Annotated in this window: 21 protein-coding genes; 17 read left to right on the top strand and 4 right to left on the bottom strand. The window is 74.7% G+C overall.

Annotated features, from left to right (window positions below; translation table 11 throughout):
- Nucleotides 1–131 precede the first annotated feature (131 nt).
- Nucleotides 132–1166, top strand: a complete 1035-nt coding sequence (locus Sya03_RS20825) for an ROK family protein (RefSeq protein WP_239107719.1) — start codon at nt 132–134, stop codon at nt 1164–1166.
- Nucleotides 1167–1279: 113 nt separating this feature from the next.
- Nucleotides 1280–3217: a PPC domain-containing protein gene (locus tag Sya03_RS20820; protein ID WP_203940015.1), complete on the top strand. Its 1938-nt coding sequence runs from the start codon at nt 1280–1282 to the stop codon at nt 3215–3217.
- A gap of 65 nt (nt 3218–3282) precedes the next feature.
- On the opposite strand, the gene Sya03_RS20815 is transcribed toward Sya03_RS20820, so the two are convergent.
- Nucleotides 3283–3639 (bottom strand): STAS domain-containing protein, encoded by a 357-nt coding sequence (locus Sya03_RS20815; protein WP_203940014.1) that lies wholly within the window; start codon nt 3637–3639, stop codon nt 3283–3285.
- Nucleotides 3640–3813: 174 nt separating this feature from the next.
- Between Sya03_RS20815 and Sya03_RS20810 the strand changes: the two genes are divergently transcribed.
- A complete protein-coding gene (locus Sya03_RS20810) occupies nt 3814–4284 on the top strand; it encodes a peroxiredoxin (RefSeq protein WP_203940013.1) in 471 nt (156 codons plus the stop codon).
- On the opposite strand, the gene zwf is transcribed toward Sya03_RS20810, so the two are convergent.
- Nucleotides 4281–5786 (bottom strand): glucose-6-phosphate dehydrogenase, encoded by a 1506-nt coding sequence (gene zwf, locus Sya03_RS20805; protein ID WP_203940012.1) that lies wholly within the window; start codon nt 5784–5786, stop codon nt 4281–4283. The two genes, Sya03_RS20810 and zwf, sit on opposite strands and share 4 nt — an antisense overlap.
- A 237-nt stretch (nt 5787–6023) precedes the next feature.
- Nucleotides 6024–6842 (bottom strand): DUF1775 domain-containing protein, encoded by an 819-nt coding sequence (locus Sya03_RS20800; protein WP_203940011.1) that lies wholly within the window; start codon nt 6840–6842, stop codon nt 6024–6026.
- A 76-nt stretch (nt 6843–6918) separates the two neighbouring features.
- Here Sya03_RS20800 and Sya03_RS20795 point away from each other — a divergent pair, with 76 nt between their 5' ends.
- From Sya03_RS20795 to Sya03_RS20765, 7 genes are all read left to right on the top strand, one after another.
- Nucleotides 6919–7125 (top strand): RNA-binding S4 domain-containing protein, encoded by a 207-nt coding sequence (locus Sya03_RS20795; protein WP_203940010.1) that lies wholly within the window; start codon nt 6919–6921, stop codon nt 7123–7125.
- 141 nt (nt 7126–7266) lie between these two features.
- Nucleotides 7267–8841: a substrate-binding domain-containing protein gene (locus tag Sya03_RS20790; protein WP_203940009.1), complete on the top strand. Its 1575-nt coding sequence runs from the start codon at nt 7267–7269 to the stop codon at nt 8839–8841.
- A gap of 155 nt (nt 8842–8996) precedes the next feature.
- Entirely contained in the window at nt 8997–10361 is a 1365-nt protein-coding gene (locus tag Sya03_RS20785; protein ID WP_203940008.1) for an ABC transporter substrate-binding protein, read from the top strand.
- Nucleotides 10362–10387: 26 nt separating this feature from the next.
- Nucleotides 10388–11344 (top strand): carbohydrate ABC transporter permease, encoded by a 957-nt coding sequence (locus tag Sya03_RS20780; RefSeq protein WP_203940007.1) that lies wholly within the window; start codon nt 10388–10390, stop codon nt 11342–11344.
- On the top strand, nt 11341–12225 hold the full coding sequence (locus Sya03_RS20775; RefSeq protein WP_239107718.1) for a carbohydrate ABC transporter permease: 885 nt from the start codon (nt 11341–11343) through the stop codon (nt 12223–12225). Before Sya03_RS20780 ends, Sya03_RS20775 begins: the two co-directional genes overlap by 4 nt.
- Nucleotides 12226–12237: 12 nt before the next feature.
- Nucleotides 12238–13284, top strand: a complete 1047-nt coding sequence (locus tag Sya03_RS20770) for a zinc-dependent alcohol dehydrogenase family protein (protein WP_239107717.1) — start codon at nt 12238–12240, stop codon at nt 13282–13284.
- A 53-nt stretch (nt 13285–13337) separates the two neighbouring features.
- The gene (locus Sya03_RS20765; protein ID WP_203940006.1) at nt 13338–14219 is read left to right on the top strand and encodes a hypothetical protein; all 882 of its coding nucleotides are present in this window, start codon (nt 13338–13340) and stop codon (nt 14217–14219) included.
- A gap of 210 nt (nt 14220–14429) precedes the next feature.
- On the opposite strand, the gene Sya03_RS20760 is transcribed toward Sya03_RS20765, so the two are convergent.
- Nucleotides 14430–14798 (bottom strand): FKBP-type peptidyl-prolyl cis-trans isomerase, encoded by a 369-nt coding sequence (locus Sya03_RS20760; protein ID WP_203940005.1) that lies wholly within the window; start codon nt 14796–14798, stop codon nt 14430–14432.
- 207 nt (nt 14799–15005) lie between these two features.
- Here Sya03_RS20760 and Sya03_RS20755 point away from each other — a divergent pair, with 207 nt between their 5' ends.
- From Sya03_RS20755 to Sya03_RS20725, 7 genes are all read left to right on the top strand, one after another.
- Nucleotides 15006–16031, top strand: coding sequence for a lytic polysaccharide monooxygenase (locus Sya03_RS20755; RefSeq protein WP_203940004.1), 1026 nt, complete (start codon nt 15006–15008; stop codon nt 16029–16031).
- Nucleotides 16032–16122: 91 nt separating this feature from the next.
- Nucleotides 16123–16389, top strand: a complete 267-nt coding sequence (locus tag Sya03_RS20750) for a hypothetical protein (protein WP_203940003.1) — start codon at nt 16123–16125, stop codon at nt 16387–16389.
- 44 nt (nt 16390–16433) lie between these two features.
- Nucleotides 16434–17825, top strand: coding sequence for a DUF4331 domain-containing protein (locus Sya03_RS20745; RefSeq protein WP_203940002.1), 1392 nt, complete (start codon nt 16434–16436; stop codon nt 17823–17825).
- Nucleotides 17822–18163: a phospholipase gene (locus tag Sya03_RS20740; protein WP_306891784.1), complete on the top strand. Its 342-nt coding sequence runs from the start codon at nt 17822–17824 to the stop codon at nt 18161–18163. Before Sya03_RS20745 ends, Sya03_RS20740 begins: the two co-directional genes overlap by 4 nt.
- A 40-nt stretch (nt 18164–18203) precedes the next feature.
- Nucleotides 18204–19202 carry an AraC family transcriptional regulator gene (locus Sya03_RS20735; protein WP_203940001.1) on the top strand — a complete coding sequence of 333 codons (999 nt, stop codon included), beginning with the start codon at nt 18204–18206 and terminating at the stop codon, nt 19200–19202.
- Between the two features lie 38 nt (nt 19203–19240).
- Nucleotides 19241–21280, top strand: coding sequence for an LLM class flavin-dependent oxidoreductase (locus tag Sya03_RS20730; RefSeq protein WP_203940000.1), 2040 nt, complete (start codon nt 19241–19243; stop codon nt 21278–21280).
- Nucleotides 21277–22182, top strand: coding sequence for an LLM class flavin-dependent oxidoreductase (locus Sya03_RS20725; protein WP_203939999.1), 906 nt, complete (start codon nt 21277–21279; stop codon nt 22180–22182). The genes Sya03_RS20730 and Sya03_RS20725 overlap by 4 nt, the downstream gene beginning before the upstream one ends.
- Nucleotides 22183–22187 lie beyond the last annotated feature (5 nt).

The raw sequence follows: 22187 nt of genomic DNA, 5'->3' as shown, positions 1-22187 counted from the left end.
CCCCGCTGAGCGGTACCCGGGCGGCGCAACCCACCCGCCACCGGTCCACGCCCGGCCGGCACCCGGCCGGGCGCGGTTCCGGTTTCGCGCAGCTGTCGCCGGGGGCGGGGCGCGGCCGTAGAGTCGGCATCGTGACTCTCACGGTGCGCACGCCGGCCAGCTGGGTGGTGGTCGGCCTCGACAACGGCGGCACCTGCAACAACGCGACCGTGCTCGACGCCACGGGTCGCTATCTGGTGGACCGCCTGGTGGAGAACCCCAGCCGGGTGCTCGAGGGACCCGCGGTGGCGGTCGAGTCGCTGGCCGAGGCGTTCGAGAACATCCTGGAGCTGACGAGCACGCCGCGCACGCTGGTGCGGGCGGTGGGGCTGGACACGCCCGGCCCGGCCAGCGCCGACGGCGTCATCTCGTCGAAGGGCTCGACGAACTTCTCGGCCCCCGAGTGGTTCGGCTTCGACATCCGCACGGCGCTGGAGACCCGCATCGGCCTGCCGGTGGTCTACCACAACGACGCCAACGCGGCCGCGCTCTACGCCCACCACGCGCACTTCGGCGAGGACGCGGCGGTGCGCTCGTCGGTGGCGGCGATCGTCGGCACCGGGCTCGGCGGCGGCGTCGTCGAGCAGGGCCGGGTCATCAGCGGCGTCGCGGGCATGGCCGGCGAGCTGGGCCACGTGCAGATCCCGCTGCACGGGCTGCTGGAGGACGACCAGCCGGTGCCGCGGTGCAACTGCGGCTTCCTGGGCGACGTGGAGAGCATCGCCTCGCTCACCGGCATCGCCAACAACCTGCTGCCGTACTGGCTGACCCGGTTCCCGGACCACGAGCTGGCGGCGCAGCCCGTCGCCCGGGCGGCGAAGCTGCTGCGCGGCTACGGCGAGCGCGGCGACCCGCTGGCCCGGGCGGTGTTCGGCCAGCAGGCGCAGGCGATCGGGCGGCTGTTCACGATCGCGGCGAACTTCACCGACCCGGCGGCGTACTTCCTCGGCGGCGGGGTGGTGGAGGCCGAGCCGGCGTTCCGGCAGTGGTTCCTGACCACCGTGCAGGAGCACACGCAGCTGCGGCTGGAGCAGGCGCGGGCGGCCGCGTTCGCCCTGGTGCCCGACCTGGACATGGCGGGCGCGCGGGGCGCGGCGGTGGCGGCGCTGAGCTCGGTCGCGGCCTGACACTGTGGACGGGCATGCGACATCGAGACGGGTAGATTTCGTCCGCGCCCTTCAGTAGCGTTCCCGTTGCCGTCCGTGGCGGGAGCCCGGATGAGGCTGAAGGGGGACACTTCATGCGCCGAACCGTCGCGACTCTGGGAGCCTGCCTGCTGGGCTTCGTCGCGCTGACACCCGCCGCAGCGGCCACCGCCGCGCCGGCGGGCGGCTCCGCACCGAGCGCCGCGGACGCCGCCGCGCTCGCCGCGGGCATCCCGGTCGCGCCCAAGGCCGCGGCCGGCGCCGCGCCCGCGGGCCCGAACCCGTTCCTGGCCCTGCTGCCCGACCCGGCGAAGGCCGACTACTCCGGCTGGGTCAACCGCCTGGAGAAGCAGGCCGCCGCGGAGGCCAAGCAGCGCGCCCGCGCGTCGCGCGCCGTGGCGCTGCCGCCGCTCGTCGTCGACGAGGACGAGCCCGCCGGCACCTGGGGCGGCAACGACGAGCCGTCCGCGGGCCAGCTCGTCCGCGACTTCGGCACCGCCGCCGGCAAGAACCCGAAGGCGCGGGTGCTCGGCGCCCTCAGCCCGCAGCGCCCGAGCCCGGCCAGCCGCACCCCGTTCAGCGAGGACAACGGGTCGATCACCCTGGCGTCCGACCTGGGCCTCGGCGGCAGCACGAACGGCGTGCGCATCCCCGGCTCCACGATCGGCGACGGCCCACACGGCACCGCCGGCACCGGCACCGGCGACTTCGACTTCTACCGGATCGCGGCCACCGCCGGGCAGGTGATCGTCGTCGACGTCGACACCCCGGCCAGCGACCTCGACTCCATCGTGGTGCTCTACGACGCGGCGGGCGCGCCCGTCGCCCGCAACGACGACGTCGGCCTCGACCGCGACAGCTACCTGCGCTTCCCGGTGCCCGCGCCCGGCCCGTACTTCCTGGTCGTCGCCGGCTACGGCAACCTGCCCGCCGACCCGTACGACCCGGCGAGCGGCGACCGCAGCGGCAGCACCGGCCTGTACGACGTCACGATCAGCGCGACCGTCGACGACCGCGACTTCTACGCGGTGAAGCTGCGCAAGGGCGACGTGCTGGGCGCCAGCGTCAAGGGCGCCGCCACCCAGCTCGACATCTACGACACGCTGCCGCGCCTGGCGCACGGCTCCGGCCAGGACGCCAGCGCCCTGTACCCGATCGAGTCGCCGCTGCCCGGCGGCGGCAACGCCGTCACCGAGCACGTCGCGGAGGAGGCCGGCTGGCACTTCGTGGCGGTCAGCGCCGCCACGGCGGGCAGCTACGACATCACGGTCGAGGCGTACCGCCCGGTGCTGGAGAAGAACAAGCCGGTGCAGACGCTTTTCCTCGACTTCGACGGGGCGCGGGTCAACACGGCGGTCTGGGGCGGCCCGGGCGTCGTGCAGCTCAGCCCGTTCGCGGGCTTCCTGTCGCGGTGGGGCCTGACCCGGCTCGACGAGGACGCGGTCATCGACGCCGTCGTCGCCGCGGTGGAGGAGAACGTCCGGCAGGACCTCATCGACTCCGGCCTGAACACCCGGTTCAAGATCAAGGTGACGAACAGCCGCGACCACGCCGACACCTTCGGCAAGCCGAACGTCAGCCGGGTCATCATCGGCGGCACCGTCGACGAGTCCGGTGTGGACACCATCGGCATCGCCCAGACCATCGACCCGGGCAACTTCAACACCCAGGAGACGGCGCTGGTGCTGCTCGACTACCTGAGCGAGCCGGCCGGTGAGTCGTACACCCTGAACACCTACCTGACCCCGGCCAGCGACCGGATCGCGTTCGTCGGCCGGGCGTTCGGCAACGTCGTCAGCCACGAGGCCGGGCACTTCTTCGGCAACTGGCACGTCGACCAGTTCAACCCGCACCCCGACCTCATGGACCAGGGCGGCAACTTCCCGAACATGTTCGGCGTGGGCCCCGACGGCGTCGGCGGCACCGCGGACGACATCGACGTGGACTTCGGCCACGACGACTTCAACCCCGGCGAGGGCTTCACCGGCGTGGAGAACACGCTGGGCCGGGTGGTGTTCGGCGTCACCAGCTGACACCCCGCACGCACGAGGCGCCGCGTCCCCGCAGCGGGGGCGCGGCGCCTCGCGGTGCCGGAGGGTTACGCCTGGGCGGTGCCCGTGCCGGCGCCGGCGATGGCCGCGTCGACGTCCGGGTACAGCTCGAGGTGCTCGCCGAGACCGAGGGTGTCGAGCAGGCGGCGCAGGAACGACGAGGGCCCGGCGAGCCGGACCCAGCCGTTGTGCTCCATCGCCCGGCTGTGGCCCGTGACCAGCACGCCGATGCCCATCGAGTCGACGAAGTCCAGGCCGGCGACGTCGACGACGACGTGCGGGGCGGGGCGTTCGACGAGGCGGCGGAGGTTGGCGCGCAGGGCGGGCGCGGTGTCGATGTCGAGGGAGCCGCGCAGCGTCAGTACGGCCGTGTTCGGGGGGCGGTGCGCGACCGAGACCTGCATGGTGTCGCTTCCGGTGAGAGGGGTGAACGGGGAGGGGGTCGGAGCGGACGGGGGTCCCTTCACCCTAGGCGCTCCCGGCGATTCCGCTGTAATCGACACGGATTGATCTTGCGCGGCGGCCCGGTAGGGTCGACGGGCGGCCGGCCGAACGGTGGCCGGGGGAGGGGTGGTCCGGTGCGCGTCGGCGATCTGGTGGAGGACTTCGAGCTGGCGGACCAGACGGGCACCCCCCGCCGGTTGACCGACCTGCTGCGGGACGGACCGGTGGTGCTGTTCTTCTACCCGGCGGCGATGACCACCGGATGCACCAAGGAGAGCTGCCACTTCCGCGACCTGGCCGCCGAGTTCGCCGCCGTGGGCGCCCAGCGGGTCGGGATCAGCCGCGACGCGGTGGAGCGGCAGGCCGAGTTCGCGGACCGGCACGGCTTCGACTACCCGCTGCTGTCCGATCCTGATCAGGCGGTGGCGGAGCGGATGGGGGTCCGGCGGCGGCTGCCGCTCGGCGCGCTGAGCAGCCGCCGGATGACGTTCGTGATCGGCACCGACCGGCGGGTGGTCGACGTCATCCACAGCGAGCTGAACATGACCGACCACGCCGACCGGGCCCTCGCGGCGCTGCGGGCCCGGCCGGCGCGGCAGGCCTAGAGGTTGTTGCGCCAGCTGCGGCCGCTGCGGTTGATCAGCCGGTCCGCGTCCGTGGGGCCCCAGCTGGCCGCCTCGTAGGTCGGGATCGGCGAGTCGTCGTTCGCCCAGCGGTCGATGATCGGGTCGACGATGCGCCAGCACTGCTCGACCTCGTCGGTGCGGATGAACAGCGTCGGGTCGCCCATCAGCGCGTCGAGCAGCAGCCGCTCGTACGCCTCGGGGCTCTCCTCGCGGAACGTCGCGTCGTACGAGAACTCCATGCTGGCCGTGCGCACCCGGAACGAATGGCCGGGCACCTTCGCGCCGAAGCGCAGGCTGATGCCCTCGTTCGGCTGGATGCGCAGGATCAGGGCGTCCGCGTCCAGCTCGGTGAGCTGCGCGCCCGGGATCGGCAGGTGCGGCGGGCGCTGGAACTGCAGCGCCACCTCGGTGACACGGGCCGGCAGCCGCTTGCCGGTGCGCACGTAGAACGGCACGCCCGCCCAGCGCCAGTTGTCGACGTTGAGCCGCATCGCCGCGTACGTCTCGGTCCGGCTCAGCGGGTCGACGCCCTGCTCGTCGCGGTAGCCGGCCATCAGGTTGTCCCGGGTGCCGCCGCGGGTGTACTGGCCGCGCACCGCCAGCTCGTCGATGTCGCGGTGGGTGGGCAGCCGGATCGCCTGCAGCAGCTTGACCTTCTCGTTGCGCACGGCCTCGGCGTCGAACGACGCGGGCGGCTCCATCAGCGCCAGCGCCAGCACCTGCAGCACGTGGTTCTGCACGATGTCGCGCATCGCGCCGGCGGTCTCGTAGAACGAGCCCCGGGTGCCCACGCCGAGCGTCTCGGCCACGGTGATCTGCACGTGGTCGACCCAGGACCGGTTCCAGATGGGCTGGAAGATCGCGTTGGCGAAGCGCAGCGCCAGCACGTTCTGGACGGTGTCCTTGCCCAGGTAGTGGTCGATGCGGAAGACCTGCGGCTCGTCGAACGCGGCGTGCACGGTGGCGTCGAGCGCGCGGGCGGTGGCCAGGTCGCTGCCGTACGGCTTCTCGATGACCAGCCGGGCGAAGCCCTGCTCGTGCGTGCGGTTCAGCCCGGCGCCGGCCAGCCCCTCGATGACGTGCGAGAACGCCTGCGGCGGGGTGGACAGGTAGAACACCCGGTTGCCGGACGTGCCGCGCTGGGCGTCCAGCTCGTCGAGCAGCACCGCGAGCCGCTTGTAGGTCTCCGGGTCGTCGTAGCCGCCGGAGACGTAGCGCAGCCCGCCGTCGATGCGGGCCAGGTCGCCGAGGCCCTTGTCGCCCAGGACGGTGCGCTGGAACTCCGCGTCGTCCATCGGGGTGCGGGCCACGCCGACGACGGCGAACTCGCGCGGCAGCCGGTTGTGCCGGGCGAGGTTGGCGACCGCGGGGATCAGCTTGCGCCGGGTCAGGTCACCGGAGGCGCCGAAGATGACGATCGTCGCCGGCGGGGCGTTACGGGCGTCACTGTTCTCCGGCTGGAACTGAAGGGCCTGGTCCATCGTGCGTCGTCCTCCGAGCGCGGTCGGTCACCGTCGAGCAAACCTTACGCAGACGGGTGGGCGGCGGGCACACGCCCGTCCCAGCATCTGCCATGATCTTGCGTGACCCTGATCGCTCCTGCGGGCGGGTGTGGGTCATGCAGCGCGGGGCGGGGAGCCGCCACTCCCCGCCCCGCCCCTGCCGGGCCGACGGTCCTGTTGCCGCAGTTGGCCGTCGTCGCCCTCCTCCCGCTCCGGTCAGGGACCGTCGCGGTAGCTCCAGGACGTCACGCGGGGGCCGGCCACCGCCGGCTCACGCGCACCGTCGTCGTCCTGGACTTCCTTACCGACCGGCGCCGCCCCCGGCGCCGGGTCGTCCGTGTGCCGCCATTCGCGGCGGGCCCGCAGCGTCGCCACGACGCCGAAGGCCGCGAAGACCGCCGCGGCGATCCAGCCGGACACCGCCCACGCGCCGGTGCCGGGCTCCTGCACGGTCGGCGTGATGGCGGCTTCGTCCACCGGGTCGAGCGGCGCCACCACGGCCGGGGTCAGCTTCATCGCGACCCGGGTGGCCCCGAAGTCGGTGGCGCCGTTGCCCGTGGCCGGGCCGGTGCTGCCGTCGGCGTACGTCGGCTGCACCGTGAACACGATGTGGTCGGCCTCCGGCAGCGGACCCATCGCGATCCGCAGGTCGGCCTTCTTCCCGGGCTGCAGCGCGCGGCCGGGCATCGCCGTCCACACCACGGTGGCCGTGGCCTGGTCGATCATGCTGCCGTGCAGGCCCGGCACCGGCGGGTCGAGCCGCCGCGTCGTCAGCCGCGGCGCCCAGTCCTCCGCCGACAGCGGGTAGACCTCCGGGATCGGGTGGTTCGCCGGCAGGGTCAGCGTCACCGTCGTGATCGCCGACGACGGGTGGTCGTTGGTGATCGTGAAGTCGCCGTTGACGCCCGTGCCCTGCACGGCCGTGTTCGGCGAGATCGTGACGCCGGCGGAGGCCGGGGCCGCCAGGCCGATCAGCACGGCCGTGGCGGCGCCGGCCAGCACGCCTGCCCGAGAAGCGATCCGGTGCACCCTCACGGCAGATAGTTCGTACCGCGGCCGGGAATGGTTCAGCCGCGGCGCGAGAAATTTCCGCGCCCGGCATGATGGGCCGATGCGCGACGTGCCCATCGACGGCGAGATGATCCGCCTCGGCCAGTTCCTCAAGCTCGCCGACCTCATCGACACGGGCGGCGAGGCGAAGTGGCGCATCGGCGCGGGCGAGGTCCGGGTCAACGGCGAGGTGGAGGACCGGCGGGGCCGCCAGCTGTTCCCCGGCGACGTGGTGAGCCTCGGGGACGCCGCCGCCCGCGTCGCCTGAACCGATCACCCGGCGTGTCCGACATGCCCGCCCATTGATCCCCCGCGCCGTCACGCAGTGCCGTCGCGAGCGAACACCTGGCATCCTTGAACCCGTCGCCACCTGCGCGGACACGGGGGTGGCGGGGTTCCGGGGAGGGTCATGGCGAAGCACCGCGCCGGCCGGCGCACCGCCCGCCGATGGCTGACCGTGACGGCGGTCCTGATCGTCGCGGCGGCCGCGGCCGGCGTCGCGCTGCTGCGCCGCGACGGCGGCCGGGACGGGCCGTCCGCGGCCGCCCCGTGCACCCCGCTGACCGTCGTCGCCGCCACCGCGTACGCGCCGGTGCTCACCGCGCTGGCGCCGGGCCTGGCCGCCGGGACGGACTGCGTGGCGCTCGCGGTGGTGACCGCCGACGGGCGCACCGCCGGTGACGCCGCCGCCGCGGCCCCGGCCGACGTGTGGATCCCCGACGACGGCGCCTGGGCCACCGAGGCGGGGGCGTTCACGCCGGCCCGCGACGCGGCGGGCGCCGGCACCGTCGTGGCGACCAGCCCGGTGCTGATGCTCGCCCGCGACGCCGAGCCGCCCGCCACCTGGCTCGCGCTGGCCCGGGCCGTCGCCGAGGGGCGGCGCACCCTCGCGCTGACCGATCCGGCCCGCTCCGGCGCCGGGCTGGTCGGCGCGGGCGCGGCCGCCGCCGCCATCCGGGCGGACGCGGGCGCCGACGCCGCCGCCATGTGGCTGCAGCGGGCCCGGCGCACCGCCCGCAGCACCGCCGGGCCCGCCCTGCCCGCCGCCGGCCGCGAGGTGGGGCTGGTCGCCGAGCACGCGCTGGGCGCCGCCGGCCCGGGGATGCGCGTCCGGCCGGGCGGCGACGCGTCCGCCCTGCTGCGCTTCACCTACCTGCCGAGCGCGGCCGCCGCCGCCGACCCGCTGCGCACCGGCGGCCTGGCCCGGCTGCGGGCGGCGCTCACCGGCCCGCCGGCCGCGCCCGCCCTGGCCGCGGCCGGGCTGCGCACCCCCGACGGCGCCGTGCCCGCCGGCGGCCGGGCCGCGGCCGACCTCGCCGCCGCGCCCGCCGCCGACCTGGACGGCCCGGCCGTCGACCGCGTGTTCGCCGCCTGGTACGCCGCCGACCGCCGCGCCGACGTGCTGGTCGTGCTGGACACCGCGGCGGGCACCGCGCGACCGGCCCCGGGCGGCGACGAGCCGCTGCTGACCGACGCGCAGCGCTGCGCCCAGGAGGTCGTCGACGCGCTGCCGGCCGACGCGCGCGCCGGGCTGTGGACGCTGGCGGGCCGGCGCCACCGGGTCGTCGTCCGGCCCGGCCCGCTCGACGCCGGGCGCCGGGCGGCGCTGGCCGGCGGCCTGCACGCGCTCGCCCCGGCGGGCCGGGCAGGACCGCCGGACGCGGCGGTGCTCGCGGCGTACACCGCCGCCCGCGACGGCTGGCGCCCCGGCGTGCCGCAGCGGGTGCTGGTGGTGCTCGACGGGCGCGGCGCGGGCGCGGCCGGCCCGGCCGACCCGGACCGGCTGGCCGCGGACCTGGCCGGGGCGCGCGCCGATGACCGGCCGGTCGACCTGGCGATCGTGGTGTTCGGCGGGACGAACGCGGCGGTCGCCGCGCTGGAGCGGGCCGTCGCGCCGGTCGGCGGCTACGTCGGCGCGCCGCGCACCCGCCCGGACCTGGCGGCGGCCTTCGCCCACCTGGCCACCGGCGGGCTGCGCGGCTGAGAGACGGCCGATCGCCGGGGTGACCTGCGGCGATTCCATCACGTGGTACGACTGTGACGCTCTGTTGACAGGCGTCGATCTCAGGCATGTACTGATGACCGGATTGTTTCCGGGGCAATAACGGCACCCGGCGACAGCCTCACCGAGGAGGCGGCATGGTCCTCGCACGATTGCGCCCCGCGCTCGCGGCGGCAGCGGCATTCCTCACGATGGGCGTCACGGGTTGCGCCGGCTGGGGCGGCTCGGACGCGGGCGCCGGCGGCGCCGAGGCGATCGACGTGCTCATGGTCAACAACCCGCAGATGATCGACCTGCAGAAACTCACGGCGCAGCACTTCACCGCCCGCACCGGCATCCCGGTCAACTTCACCGTCCTGCCCGAGAACGACGTCCGCGACAAGATCAGCCAGGAATTCTCCAGCCAGGCCGGCCAGTACGACGTGGCCTCGCTGAGCAACTTCGAGATCCCCATCTACGCCAAGAGCGAGTGGATCGCCCCGCTCGACGGCTACATCGCCGCCGACCCGGGCTTCAACCAGCAGGACGTCCTCGAGCCGATGCGCCTGTCGCTCACCGCCGAGGACGGCAAGGTCTACGGCCAGCCGTTCTACGGCGAGTCGTCGTTCCTCATGTACCGCAAGGACGTGCTGGAGCAGCAGGGCGTGCAGATGCCCGCGAACCCCACCTGGCAGCAGGTCGCCGACATCGCCGCCCGGGTCGACGACAAGGTGCCCGGCATGAACGGCATCTGCCTGCGCGGCCAGCCCGGCTGGGGCCAGGTCTTCGCCCCGCTGACCACCGTCGTCAACACGTTCGGCGGCACCTGGTTCACCGCCGACTGGCAGGCGCAGGTCAACGCCCCCGAGTTCAAGCGGGCCGTGCAGTTCTACGTCGACCTGGTCCGCGCCCACGGCGAGGCCGGCGCGGCGCAGGCCGGCTTCACCGAGTGCCTCAACAACACCGTCCAGGGCAACGTCGCCATGTGGTACGACGCGACCAGCGCCGCCGGCTCGCTCGAGGCCGCCGACTCGCCGGTCAAGGGCAAGATGGGCTACGTCGCCGCGCCGGTCGAGAAGACCAAGAGCTCCGGCTGGCTGTATGCCTGGTCGTGGGGCATCCAGCAGGCCAGCGACAAGAAGGACAACGCCTGGAAGTTCATCTCCTGGGCGTCCAGCGCCGAGTACGAGCAGCTGGTCGGCCGGGAACTCGGCTGGTCCCGGGTGCCGGCCGGCAAGCGCGCCTCGACGTACACCAACCAGGAGTACCTGGCCGAGGCGTCGGCGTTCGCCGAACCCACCCGCGCCGCGATCTCCAGCGCCGATCCCCGCAACCCCGGCGTGCAGCCGCGCCCGGCGATCGGCATCCAGTTCGTCGACATCCCCGAGTTCACCGACCTCGGCACCCAGGTGTCGCAGGGGGTCAGCTCGGCGATCGCCGGCCAGATGAGCGTCGACGAGGCACTCGACCGGGGTCAGGAGCTCGCCGACGACGTCGCCGAGCGCTACCGGTCCCGGCTGTAGCCGCCGCGATCGAGAGGAGAGACGCCATGACGCTCGCGGTCGAGAAGCCCGGGCCCGGCACGGCCACCCCACCCGAACGCCCGTCCGGCGCCCGCCGCGCGTCCGCCTGGGCCCGCCGGGCGCCGCTGCTGCCCGCGCTCGTGTTCATGATCGTCGTGACCCAGCTGCCGTTCGTGGCGACGCTGGTCATCTCGTTCATGGACTGGAACGCGTACTACCCCGACGAGATCGGCTTCGCCGGCTTCGACAACTTCCAGCGGGTCCTCACCGACGTCAACATGCGCGACGCGGTGTGGACCACCATCCTGCTCACCGCCAGCGTGGTCATCATCAGCCTGCTGCTCGGGCTGGGCATCGCCCTGCTGCTCGACCGCTCGTTCCGCGGCCGGGGCGCCGTGCGCACCATGATGATCGCGCCGTTCCTCGTCGTGCCGGTCGCGGCGGCGCTGCTGTGGAAGCACGCCCTCTACAACCCCGAGTACGGCCTGTTCAACGGCGCGCTGACGTGGCTGTGGGGCCTGTTCGGCGCCGACCCGCCGCAGCCCGACTGGATCTCCAGCATGCCGCTGAGCGCCATCGTGGCGTCGCTGGTCTGGCAGTGGACGCCGTTCATGATGCTGATCCTGCTGGCCGGCCTGCAGAGCCGCCCGCTGGACGTCATCGAGGCGGCCCGCATCGACGGCGCGACCAGCTGGCAGATCTTCACCAACATGACGCTGCCGCACCTGCGCCAGTACCTGGAACTGGGCGGCCTGCTCGGCTCCATCTACGTGGTGCAGAACTTCGACGCGGTCTTCACCATCACCTCCGGCGGCCTGGGCACGGCGAACCTGCCGTACGCGGTCTACCAGACCTTCTACAACGCCCACGACTACGGCCGCGCCTCCGCGGCCGCCGTGGTCGTCGTCATCGGCACCATCATCATCGCGACGTTCGCCCTGCGGACGGTGTCGTCGCTGTTCCGAGAGGAATCCGGCCGATGAGCGTCACCGATACCGCGCCCGTTCCGGCCACCCGCACCGAGGCCGGCGAGCCGCGCAAGCCCCGCAAGCCCCGCAGCGGCGCGCTGCTGAGCCTGCTCGCCTGGGTCGTCGGCATCCTGTTCGTGCTGCCCGTGGTGTGGATGGTGCTGACGTCCTTCCACAGCGAGGCCGCCGCCGCCACGAACCCGCCGTCGGTGTTCGCCCCGCTGACCCTGGAGGGCTACCGGTCGTTCTTCACCGGCGGCGCCAGCCCGTGGCCGCCGCTGCTGAACTCGCTGACCGCCAGCGTCATCTCCACGATCATCGTGCTGCTGCTGGCGATCCCGGCCGCGTACGCCCTCAGCATCCGGCCGGTCAAGAAGTGGACCGACGTCCTGTTCTTCTTCCTGTCGACCAAGATGCTGCCAGTCGTGGCGGGCCTGCTGCCGCTGTACCTGTTCGCCCAGAACACCCGGCTGCTCGACAACATCTGGCTGCTGATCGTCTTCTACACCTCGATGAACCTGCCGATCGCGGTCTGGATGATGCGCTCGTTCCTGTCCGAGGTGCCGGTCGAGATGCTGGAGGCGGCGTCGGTCGACGGCGCCGGGCTGGCCAAGACGCTGCGGTCGGTCATCGCGCCCGTCGTCATGCCGGGCATCGCGGCCACCGCGCTGATCTGTTTCATCTTCAGCTGGAACGAGCTGCTGTTCGCCCGGGTCCTCACGGCGACGGTGGCGCAGACGGCGCCGGTGTTCCTCACCAGCTTCGTCACCAGCCAGGGCCTGTTCCTGGCGCAGCTGTGCGCGGCGGCGTTCGTCGTCTCGCTGCCGGTGCTGGTCGCGGGCTTCGCCGCCCAGGACAAGCTGGTGCAGGGCCTGTCGCTGGGCTCCGTCAAGTAGGACAGTGTGGTGATGACCGAGACGATGGCCGGGGTACGCCTGCCCGGCGACAGCACCGTCGAGCACGTCACCGTGGCCGTGCCCTCCCCGGGGCACGGCCAGGTGCTGCTCGCGATGAAGGCCTCGTCCATCTGCGGCAGCGACATCCGGGCCATCTACCGCGAGCACCTCGGGCACGGCGCCGAGGCGTACCGCGGGGTGATCGCCGGGCACGAGCCGTGCGGCGAGGTCGTCGCCGTCGGTCCGGGCGTGCACCGGATCGGCGTGGGCGACCGGGTGGCGGTCTACCACATCGCCGGGTGCGGGCAGTGCGACGAGTGCCGGCACGGCTACCTGATCGGCTGCACCGCGCCGACCCGCGCCGCCTACGGCTGGCAGCGCGACGGCGGGCACGCCGAGTACCTGCTCGCCGAGGAGCGCACCTGCCTGGTGCTGCCCGACGAGCTGTCGTTCGCCGACGGGGCGCTGGTGTCGTGCGGGTTCGGCACGGCGTACGAGGCGCTGCTGCGGCTGCGGGTCTCCGGCCTCGACCGGCTGCTCATCACCGGCCTGGGCCCGGTCGGCCTGGCCGCCGCCATGCTGGGCCGGGCGATGGGCGCCGGGCCGATCATCGGCACCGACCTCTCGCCCGACCGGCTGAAGCTCGCCGCCGACCTGGGCCTGGTCGACCACGCGGTGCCCGCCGGCGACGGCGCGGCCGAGGCGATCGCCGAGCTGACCGGCGGCCGGGGCGCCGAGGCGTCGATCGACTGCTCCGGCAGCGCCGCCGCCCGCGAGCTGGCCCTGGCCAACACCCGCACGTGGGGCCGGTGCGCGTTCGTGGGGGAGGGCGGCACCGTCAGCTTCGCCGTGTCCGAGCTGCTGATCCACAAGCAGATCACGCTGTACGGCTCGTGGGTCACCTCGGTGCGGCACATGGCCGACCTGCTCGCCAACCTGGCCCGCTGGGGGCTGCGCCCGGACGTCGTGGTGTCGCACCGGTACCCGCTGGCCGAGGCGGCGGAGGCGTACCGGGTGGCCGCCGAGGGCGCCGGCGGCAAGGTGTGCATCGTCTTCTGACTTTTCTCGGATCTCCGGGGAACCCGCCGCCCGTGACCCGCGTCGGACCACCTATGACCAGACTCCGCGGCATCAGTGCGGCCGCCGCCGTGTTCCTGCTCCTGTTCGGCGCCGCGTGTGCCGGCTCCGCCGGCGACGCCGAGAGCACCGGCGCGCCGTCCCCCGACGGCTCCACCGGGTCCGACCCGGCCGCCGCGGGCGAGGCACCCGTGCTGCGGGTCGCCCACGTGGGCGGCTTCATCACGCCGGAGGTCACGCTGAGCCGCATCCCGCTGGTCAGCCTGTACGACGACGGGCGGCTCATCACGCCCGGCCCGCAGATCATGATCTACCCGGCGCCCGCCCTGCCCAGCGTGCAGGTCACCACGGTCAAGCCCGAGGTCGTGCAGGACCTGGTGCGGCAGGCCACCGCAGCCGGGGTGAGGAACGGCACCGACTTCGGCCGCCCCAACGTGGCCGACGCGCCGAACACCCGCGTCACCGTCGTCACCGCCGAGGGCACCCAGTCCGTCGAGGTGGTGGCGCTCGGCGAGGCCATGCCCGACGACCCGGCCCTCACCGCCGCGCAGCGGACGGCCCGGCAGAAGCTGTCGGCGTTCGTCGAGCAGCTGGGCGCCCTGCAGGGCACGGCCGGCGCCCCCTACGAGCCGGCCGCGCTCGCCGCGATCGCCGTGCCGTGGAAGAACACCGACGAGCCCGGCATCAGCGCCCCGCCCGCCCGCGAGTGGCCCGGCCCGCAGTTGCCCGGCGACGTCGGCGCGGCCGGCCTGGGCTGCGCCACCGTCACCGGCGCCGACGTCGGCGAGGTGCTCGCCGCCGCGAAGGACGCCAACGCCCTGACGCCGTGGACGTCCGGCGGCAAGCAGTGGACGGTCACGCTGCGCCCGCTGCTGCCCGACGAGGCGTCCTGCGCCGCCCTGGGGAGCCAGGGATGATCCCGCTCGGCCCCTCCGTGGAGGAGGCCCTGGCCGAGCACGCGACGTGCTGCGCCGGCGCGGCTCCCCCCGCGCCGGCGCGGCCCGGCCACCCGTCCGGCGCACCGGACGCCGCATCGCCGGCCGCGCCGGCCGCGACGCCGCCCGGTGCGGGCCGGCACCACTGCGTGTGCCGGCCCGTCCCGGCGGCCCGGGTGCTCGCCGCGCGGCTCAGCGCACGCCGAGCAGATCCACCACGAAGATGAGCGTCTCGCCGGGCTTGATGACCCCGCCGGCGCCGCGGTCGCCGTAGCCGAGGTGCGGCGGGATGGTCAGCTTGCGCCGCCCGCCCACCTTCATCCCGCTGACGCCCTGGTCCCAGCCCTGGATCACCTGACCGGCGCCGAGGCCGAACTCGAGCGGCTCGCCGCGGTCGTACGACGCGTCGAACTGCGTGCCGGCCGAGTGCGAGACGCCGACGTAGTGCACGGCCACGTACGAACCCGGCTTCGCCTCCGGGCCGTCGCCGACCGTGATGTCCTCCACGACCAGATCCGCGGGCGGTGCGCCCTCGATCGGGCCGACGTCGGGCTTCTCCATGTCGTCCTCCTGACGTTGGTGTGCCCCGCCACTCAACCACAGCCGCCCGCGCGGCCTGCCCGGGCGCACCGCGACGGGCTGCCCGGGAGGGCACACATCGATCTCTGACGCAGCGTGGTGAACGCCTCACAGTCGATCTCCGTACGAGATCACACGGAGGCGTTCCGCCCCGGGGGGTGGAACGCGCCCGCGAGCCGAGGAGGGCACATGCAGGTCCGGCAGCAGGCGACCAGGGCCGTGCGGCAGGCGGCTGTGGCGGGGGTCCTGGCCGCGGTGGCGCTCGGGCCGGCGGCGCCCGCGGCGGCGCACGGGGCACCCAGCAGCCCGGTGAGCCGCTCGTTCGCGTGCCGCCCCGACATGCCGACGGCGGCGTCGGCGGCGTGCCGGGCGGCGCTGGCCGCCAACGGGCGCCCGTTCGGCTCGTGGGACAACATCCGGGTGCCGTTCGTCAACGGCAAGGACCGCCAGTTCATCCCCGACGGCCAGCTGTGCAGCGCCAGCCAGCCCGACTTCCGCGGCCTCGACCTGCCCCGGGCCGACTGGCCGGCGACCGGCGTCACCGCGGGTGAACCGCTGCAGATCCACTACCTGGCGCCGATCCCGCACGCCGGGCAGTTCCGGGTCTACCTGACCCGGCAGGGCTACGACCCGGCCCGCCCGCTCACCTGGGGCAGCCTCGACGCGGCCCCGTTCATCACGGCGAGCAACGTGCCGCTGACCGGCGACAACTACACGTTCAGCGGCCGGCTGCCCGCCGACCGCAGCGGCCGGCACGTGCTCTACACCGTGTGGCAGAACTCCTCGACGCCCGACACCTACTACTCGTGCTCGGACCTCGACATCCGGGCCGCGGGCGGGCAGCAGCCCGCGGTGCCGCCGGCCGCCCCGCCCGCCGCCCCGCCCGCCGGGGTGCGTCCGCCGGCGGTCAAGGGCGGGCGGCCGCCGGGCGCGTCCGCCCCGGCCGCGCCCGCCACCTCGGTCGCCCCGTCGCCGGGCGACAGCGCCGGGCTCGCCGAGGTGCCGCCGCCCCCGCCGGCCGACGGGGCCGACTCCGGCGGCGGGCAGTCGTGGCTGAGCAGGGCGGAACCGGTCGGCGACCGGATCGCGCTCGGGCAGCAGATCATGAGCGCCGCGCTGATCGTGCTGTTCGGTGTCACGGGCGCCCTGGCGCTCATGCGGATGCGGGCGGCGCGCAACGCGCAGGGCATCCACCGGCGGCCGCAGAACCGTTGAACGAAGCATCTGCCGACCCCGTACTGATGGGCGTCCCGACCCCGTCAGGCGCGCCCCCCGAGCAGTTCGCGCCGTGCCAGGAAGGCAGACCATGACCCGAATCCCGTACGGCAACCGGTTCCCGCGGCTGACCCGCCGTCGCGTCCTCACCGTGGCGGCCACCGTCGGCGCCGGAGCGGCCGCCGCGAGCGTCGCCGGGATCGGCCTGGCCCGGGAGAAGACCGCCGCCGGCGCCGGGCCGCTGGTCGTCTCGCTGCGCGACGCGGAGGGCACGTGGGACGTCTTCCACGGCGCGAAGCGGGTCACCGTCAAGGACGCCGACCTGATGAACCGGCTGCTCGCCGCCGTCGACCGCTGACCCTCGCCGCCCCCCGCTCCCCAACGTCGTGAGGTTTGCCCCAGATGTCTTCGCACCGTGAAGCGCCGGAGATCAGCAAGGACCCCGTCGCCGACAGCTCCGACCTGTACGCGTTCGTCAGCCCCGACAAGCCGGACACCGTCACGCTGATCGCCAACTACGTGCCGATGCAGCTGCCCGCCGCCGGGCCCAACTTCTTCGAGTTCGGCGACGACGTGCTCTACGAGATCCACATCGACAACAACGGCGACGGCCGCCCGGACCTGTCGTACCAGTTCCGCTTCCGCACCGAGCTGGCCAACGACCGCACGTTCCTCTACAACACCGGCCCCATCGAGAGCCTCGACAGCGAGAACTGGAACCGCAAGCAGTTCTACTCGGTGACCCGGGTCGACGCGCACGGCAAGAGCACCGTGCTGGCCAAGAAGGTGCCCTGCCCGCCGTGCAACATCGGCCCGGCGTCCATCCCCGACTACGGCAAGCTGGCCCGCGACGCCGTCTACAGGCTGGGCAACGGCGAGCGCGTGTTCGCCGGGCAGCGCGCCGACGGCTTCTTCGTCGACCTGGGCGCCATCTTCGACCTGGGCACGCTGCGGCCGCTGCAGAACCTGCACGTCATCGGCAAGACCCTGGCCGAGGAGGGCGCCGACGCCGTCAACGCCCTGGACCGGATGAACGTGCACAGCATCGCCCTGCAGATCCCGCTCGCCGAGGTGCGCCGGGGCGGCCGCCGGGAGGTCGGCGCCGACGACGCGGGCGCCGTCATCGGCGTGTGGACCTCGGCCAGCCGCCGCCAGGTGCAGGTGCGCCAGAGCGACAACCTGGAGGACGTCTTCGTCGGCCCGCAGGTGCAGGTGTCCCGGCTGGGCAACCCGCTGGTCAACGAGGTCATCATCCCGATGGCCCAGAAGGACCTGTTCAACAGCCTGCCGCCGGCGGAGGACAAGCGGTTCGCCGAGTTCGTCGAGCGGCCCGAGCTGGCCACGCTGCTGCCCGCGCTCTACCCGGGCGCCTTCGACAACCTGGCGGCGCTCAACGCCGACGAGACCCCGCGCGCGGACCTGGTCGCCATCCTGCTGACCGGCATCCCGGAGGGGCTGATCGACGGCTTCCAGAACAGCACCGGCGAGGTGCAGGCCGACATGCTGCGGCTGAACACCGCGATCGAGCCCACCGACGACGAGAACCGGTTCGGCATCCTCGGCGGCGACCTGGCCGGCTTCCCCAACGGGCGCCGGGTGCGCGACGACGTCGTGTCGGTCGCGCTGCGCGCCGTCGCCGGGGCCACCGCGCCGCTGGTGGTGGAGGACTTCGAGCCGGACCGGGCGGCCGCCGAGGTGGCGCAGGGGCTCAGCGCCAAGGACGTGTCGGCCCGGTTCCTCGACCACTTCCCGTACCTCGGGCTGCCCTACGACGGCTTCCGGAACCCGCGGTGAGCGCCCCGGCGCACGACCACGTGCACCACCACACCCTGGCCCCGTCCGGGCAGGGGACCGTGATGCTCGACATCGGCTCCGGCCGCGGCGCGCTGGTCATCCACACCGCGCCGCGCAGCCACGGCCTGGAGATCGAGGTCAGCCCGGTCGGGCCGGGGCGCGAGCGGCGCACCCACGCCGCCGTGCGGGCCCGGCACGTGAGCACCGGCATCACCTACTGCGCGGTCATCGACGGGCTCGCCGCCGGGCAGTACACGGTGTGGCGCGACGACGGCACGGCCGCGGGCTGGGTCACGGTGCCCGACGGCGGCGTCGCCGAGTTCATCTGGCCCGACTGAAAGCGGCGCTCCGGCCGCGGGCGGACTACTGTGGGTGCGTATGGAACAACCCGGCGCAGTCACCGACGAGAAGCAGGACGAGCCACGGCACGTCCGGCTGCGCACGGGTGACGTCGACGAGGCCCGCGCCTTCTGTGACAAGCTGTACGACTACCCGCTGCGCAGCCGGCCCGTCGGGCGCGTGGAGGACTTCTCGTTCGCCGGGGCCGCCGTCAAGATGGGCCCGCTGACCGTGGCCGACGTCCGCTACGGCGCCGACATGCGGCTCGACACGGCCGACCTGGAGACGGCGTACCACGTGCTGGTGCCCGTCGAGGGCGGCATGCGCAGCCGCCAGGGCGACAGCGTCGTCACGGCGACCAGCCGGCGCGCCGCCGTGTTCGGCCCGGTCGGCCCGATCGAGCTGGCGTGGCCGGCCGCGTGCCGGTTGCTCAGCGTCAAGGTCGAACGCAGCACGCTGGAGACCGAACTGGCCGCCGTGCACGGTGGCAACCCCACGGTGCCGCCCGGCAGCATCGACCTGGCGTCCGGGCCGGGCCGGGGCTGGGCCGCGCTGCTCGGGCTGCTGCGCGAGGAGCTGGCGGAACCCGGCGGGCTGGTCCGCCAGCCGCTCATGGCGCACCGCTGGCGGCACCTCGTGGTGGGCGGCCTGGCCGTGGCCCTGGACCGCCGCGACCTCGGCGAGCCCCACCCGCCCATGCCGACGCTGCGGCCCCGCACCGTGAAGCGGGCGCTGGACGCCATGCACGCCGAGCCGGCGTACCCGTTCACCGCGGCGGACCTCGCCGTGGCCGCCGGGGTGGGCGTGCGGGTGCTGCAGGAGTCGTTCCGCCGCTACGTCGGCATGCCGCCCCTGGTCTACCTGCGGCAGCTGCGGCTGGAGAAGGCCCACGAGGAGCTGCGGCTGGCCGACCCGCGCGAGACCGGCGTGGGTGAGGTGGCGCACCGCTGGGGCTTCGCCCACCTGGGCCGCTTCGCGGGCGCCTACCGGCAGCGGTACGGGGTCAGCCCGTCGCGCACCCTGCACTCCCCGCCGTAGGTTGTTGCCCGGTCAACGATCGCGCTATCCATGACCCCATGGTCCTCCAGATCGGGGCGCTGCTGACCGCCGGCGCCGCCGCCGGGCTCGCCGCGCACGCCGAGACACTCGGGTACGACCTCGTCGCGGTCACCGGCGCCGCCGACGGCCCCGACGCCTGGACTGCGCTGAGCTGGGTCGCCGCGCGCACTCGCCGCGCCGGCCTGGTCGCGGTGCTGCCCCGCCCGCCGCGCCTGCCCGCCGTGCTGGGCCACGCCGCCGCCACCCTGGACGCCCTGTCCGGCGGCCGGCTCACCGTGGCGGTGGGCGGCCCGGCCGGCGAGCTGGCCGCGACCCTCGACGCGGTGCGCGGCGTGCCGCTGTGGGTGACCGGCGACGACCCCGGTTCGGCCGACCTGGCAGGCCGCCGCGCCGACGGCCTGCTCACGCCCCTCCCGGCCGCCGTGCCGGCCGCCCTCCCGGCCGCTGCCTCGGCCGGTGCTTCGGCCGCCGGCTCGGCCCCCGCCGCTTCCGCCGCGCACGCGGCCGCCGCTTCCGCCGCGCACGTGGCTGCCGCCGAGGCCGCCGTCGCGGCCGGGCGGGGGGCCGTCGCCGTCCGGCGGGTCGTCGTCGTGCCGGCCGGTGCCGCGGCCGCCGACGTGCTGCCGCTCGCCGCGGACGTCGTGCTGGTGGCCGCCGGCGACGCCGCCGGCCTGGACCGCTTCGCCGCCGAGGTCGCCCCGGCGCTGCGGGCGGCCCCCGCCGCCGCCGGCGCCCCCGCGCGCCGCCGACCCGGCATCGACCGTGACGCCGTGCCCGCCTCGCTGACCGCGGTGGCGCCCGGCGACCCGGACTACCCCCGGGTTCGGAACACCTACTTGCGCGGCGGCCGCCCCGGCATCGTGCTGCGGGCGTCGTCCGCCGCCGCGGTCGCCGACGCCCTGGCGTTCGCCGCCGCGCACCCGGACCTGCCGTTCGGGGTGCGCAGCGGCGGCCACGGCATCAGCGGCCGGTCCACCAACCACGGCGGGATCGTGCTCGACGTGGGCGCCCTGAACGCCGTCGAGGTGCTCGACGAGCGGCGGCGGCTGATCCGGGTCGGGCCGGGCGCCCGCTGGGGCGAGGTGGCCCGGGCGCTGCACCCGTACGGCTGGGCGCTCAGCTCCGGCGACTACGGCGGCGTCGGGGTGGGCGGGCTGGCCACCGCGGGCGGCATCGGGTGGCTGGCCCGCAGGCACGGGCTCACGATCGACCACCTGCGCGCCGCCGAGGTGGTGCTCGCCGACGGGCGCACCGTGCGCGCCGACGCCGACACCCACCCCGACCTGTTCTGGGCCGTGCGGGGCGCCGGCGGCAACGTCGGCGTCGTCACCGCCTTCGAGTTCACCGCCGACCCGGTCGGCGACGTCGGCTGGGCCCGGTTCGTGGTCGGCGCCGACGACCCGGCGGCCCTGCTGGTGGCGTGGGGCGCCGCCGTCGAGGCCGCGCCGCGCGACGTCAGCGGCCAGCTCATCATGGGCCCCACGCGCCCCGGCCGCCCCGCGTACGCGCAGCTCATGGCCATGGTCGACAACGCCGACCCGGACGCCGTCGTGGCGGCGCTGACGCCGCTGGCCGCCGCCGGGCCGCTGTACGACCAGCAGGTCGTCATGACCTCGTACGCCGCCGTCATGGACAACGCCGCGCCCGGCCACCACCGGGGCTCCGGCGAGCCCGTCACCCGGTCCGCCCTGGTCACCCACCTGACGCCGGAGTTCGCGGCGGCGGCCGCCGCGCTGCTGGCCGGCGGCGCCGCGCACTGGTTCCAGATCCGCACCGTCGGCGGGGCCGTCGCCGACGTGCCGCCCGACCACACCGCCTACGCGCACCGGTCGGCGAACTTCTCCGTCATCGCGATGGGCGCCGACGCCGGCCGCCTCGACGCCGCCTGGGCCGGCCTGGCGCCGCACGTCGACGGGCTGTACCTCAGCTTCGACACCCGCCTCGACCGGGTCGCCGACGCCTTCCCGCCGGCCACCCTGGCCCGCCTGCGCGACGTCAAACGCCGCTACGACCCGGGCGCCCTGTTCCGCGACAACTTCAGCGTGGGGGACCGATGACCGACTACGGGCACGACCTGCTGTTCGGCGCGTTCGTGACGCCGGCGGCCGAACCGGCGCAGCGCGCCGTCGAGCTGACCGTCGCCGCCGAGGACGCCGGGCTGGACCTGGTCACCTTCCAGGACCACCCGTACCAGCCGCGGCTGCACGACGCCTGGACGCTGCTGTCGTACGCGGCGGCCCGCACCCGCCGGATCCGGCTCGCCGGCAACGTGCTCAACCTGCCGCTGCGCCCGCCCGCCGTGCTGGCCCGCAGCGTCGCCACCCTCGACCGGCTCAGCGGCGGGCGCATCGAGCTGGGCATCGGCGCGGGCGGGTTCCGCGACGCCATCGCCGCGATGGGCGGGGCCCGGCTGACGCCGGGGGAGTCCGTCGCCGCGCTGGCCGAGGGCATCGAGATCATCCGGCAGGTGTGGGACGCCGACCGGCCCGGCCCGGTCAGCGTGGCCGGCACGCACCACCGGGTCGTCGGCGCCAAGCGCGGGCCCGCCCCGGCCCACGACGTGCGGATCTGGGTCGGCGCCTACAAGCCGCGCATGCTGCGCCTGATCGGGCGCGCCGCCGACGGGGCCCTGCCGTCGCTGGCGTACCTGCCGGGCGGCATCACCGACCTGGCGGAGCTGAACCGGCACATCGACACCGGCGCGGAGGCCGCCGGGCGCGACCCGGGGGCCGTGCGGCGGCTGCTCAACGTCTCCGGGCGGTTCGCGCCGACCGGCCGGGCGTTCCTCGACGGGCCCGCCGAGCAGTGGGCCGAGGACCTGGCCGGGCTCACCCTGGAGTACGGGATGAGCGCGTTCGTGCTGTCGTCCGACAACCCGGACGTCCTGCGCCGGTTCGCCGCCGAGGTGGCGCCGGCCACCCGCGAGCTGGTGGCCGGCGAACGCCCTGAACGGCTGTGACCGGC

The organism is Spirilliplanes yamanashiensis, from assembly GCF_016863475.1.
In the GTDB taxonomy this organism is placed as follows: Bacteria; Actinomycetota; Actinomycetes; order Mycobacteriales; family Micromonosporaceae; genus Spirilliplanes; species Spirilliplanes yamanashiensis.
This window is presented reverse-complemented; position numbering and strand designations above follow the sequence as displayed.

Coding starts and splice junctions, on each gene's coding strand:
- Sya03_RS20785 (WP_203940008.1), top strand. CDS start 8,997: ATGGTCCTCGCACGATTGCGCCCCGCGCTCGCGGCGGCAGCGGCATTC.
- Sya03_RS20815 (WP_203940014.1), bottom strand. CDS start 3,639: ATGCAGGTCTCGGTCGCGCACCGCCCCCCGAACACGGCCGTACTGACG.
- Sya03_RS20770 (WP_239107717.1), top strand. CDS start 12,238: ATGACCGAGACGATGGCCGGGGTACGCCTGCCCGGCGACAGCACCGTC.
- Sya03_RS20820 (WP_203940015.1), top strand. CDS start 1,280: ATGCGCCGAACCGTCGCGACTCTGGGAGCCTGCCTGCTGGGCTTCGTC.
- Sya03_RS20735 (WP_203940001.1), top strand. CDS start 18,204: ATGGAACAACCCGGCGCAGTCACCGACGAGAAGCAGGACGAGCCACGG.
- Sya03_RS20765 (WP_203940006.1), top strand. CDS start 13,338: ATGACCAGACTCCGCGGCATCAGTGCGGCCGCCGCCGTGTTCCTGCTC.
- Sya03_RS20790 (WP_203940009.1), top strand. CDS start 7,267: ATGGCGAAGCACCGCGCCGGCCGGCGCACCGCCCGCCGATGGCTGACC.
- Sya03_RS20795 (WP_203940010.1), top strand. CDS start 6,919: ATGCGCGACGTGCCCATCGACGGCGAGATGATCCGCCTCGGCCAGTTC.
- zwf (WP_203940012.1), bottom strand. CDS start 5,786: ATGGACCAGGCCCTTCAGTTCCAGCCGGAGAACAGTGACGCCCGTAAC.
- Sya03_RS20780 (WP_203940007.1), top strand. CDS start 10,388: ATGACGCTCGCGGTCGAGAAGCCCGGGCCCGGCACGGCCACCCCACCC.
- Sya03_RS20725 (WP_203939999.1), top strand. CDS start 21,277: ATGACCGACTACGGGCACGACCTGCTGTTCGGCGCGTTCGTGACGCCG.
- Sya03_RS20760 (WP_203940005.1), bottom strand. CDS start 14,798: ATGGAGAAGCCCGACGTCGGCCCGATCGAGGGCGCACCGCCCGCGGAT.
- Sya03_RS20745 (WP_203940002.1), top strand. CDS start 16,434: ATGTCTTCGCACCGTGAAGCGCCGGAGATCAGCAAGGACCCCGTCGCC.
- Sya03_RS20755 (WP_203940004.1), top strand. CDS start 15,006: ATGCAGGTCCGGCAGCAGGCGACCAGGGCCGTGCGGCAGGCGGCTGTG.
- Sya03_RS20775 (WP_239107718.1), top strand. CDS start 11,341: ATGAGCGTCACCGATACCGCGCCCGTTCCGGCCACCCGCACCGAGGCC.
- Sya03_RS20750 (WP_203940003.1), top strand. CDS start 16,123: ATGACCCGAATCCCGTACGGCAACCGGTTCCCGCGGCTGACCCGCCGT.
- Sya03_RS20730 (WP_203940000.1), top strand. CDS start 19,241: ATGGTCCTCCAGATCGGGGCGCTGCTGACCGCCGGCGCCGCCGCCGGG.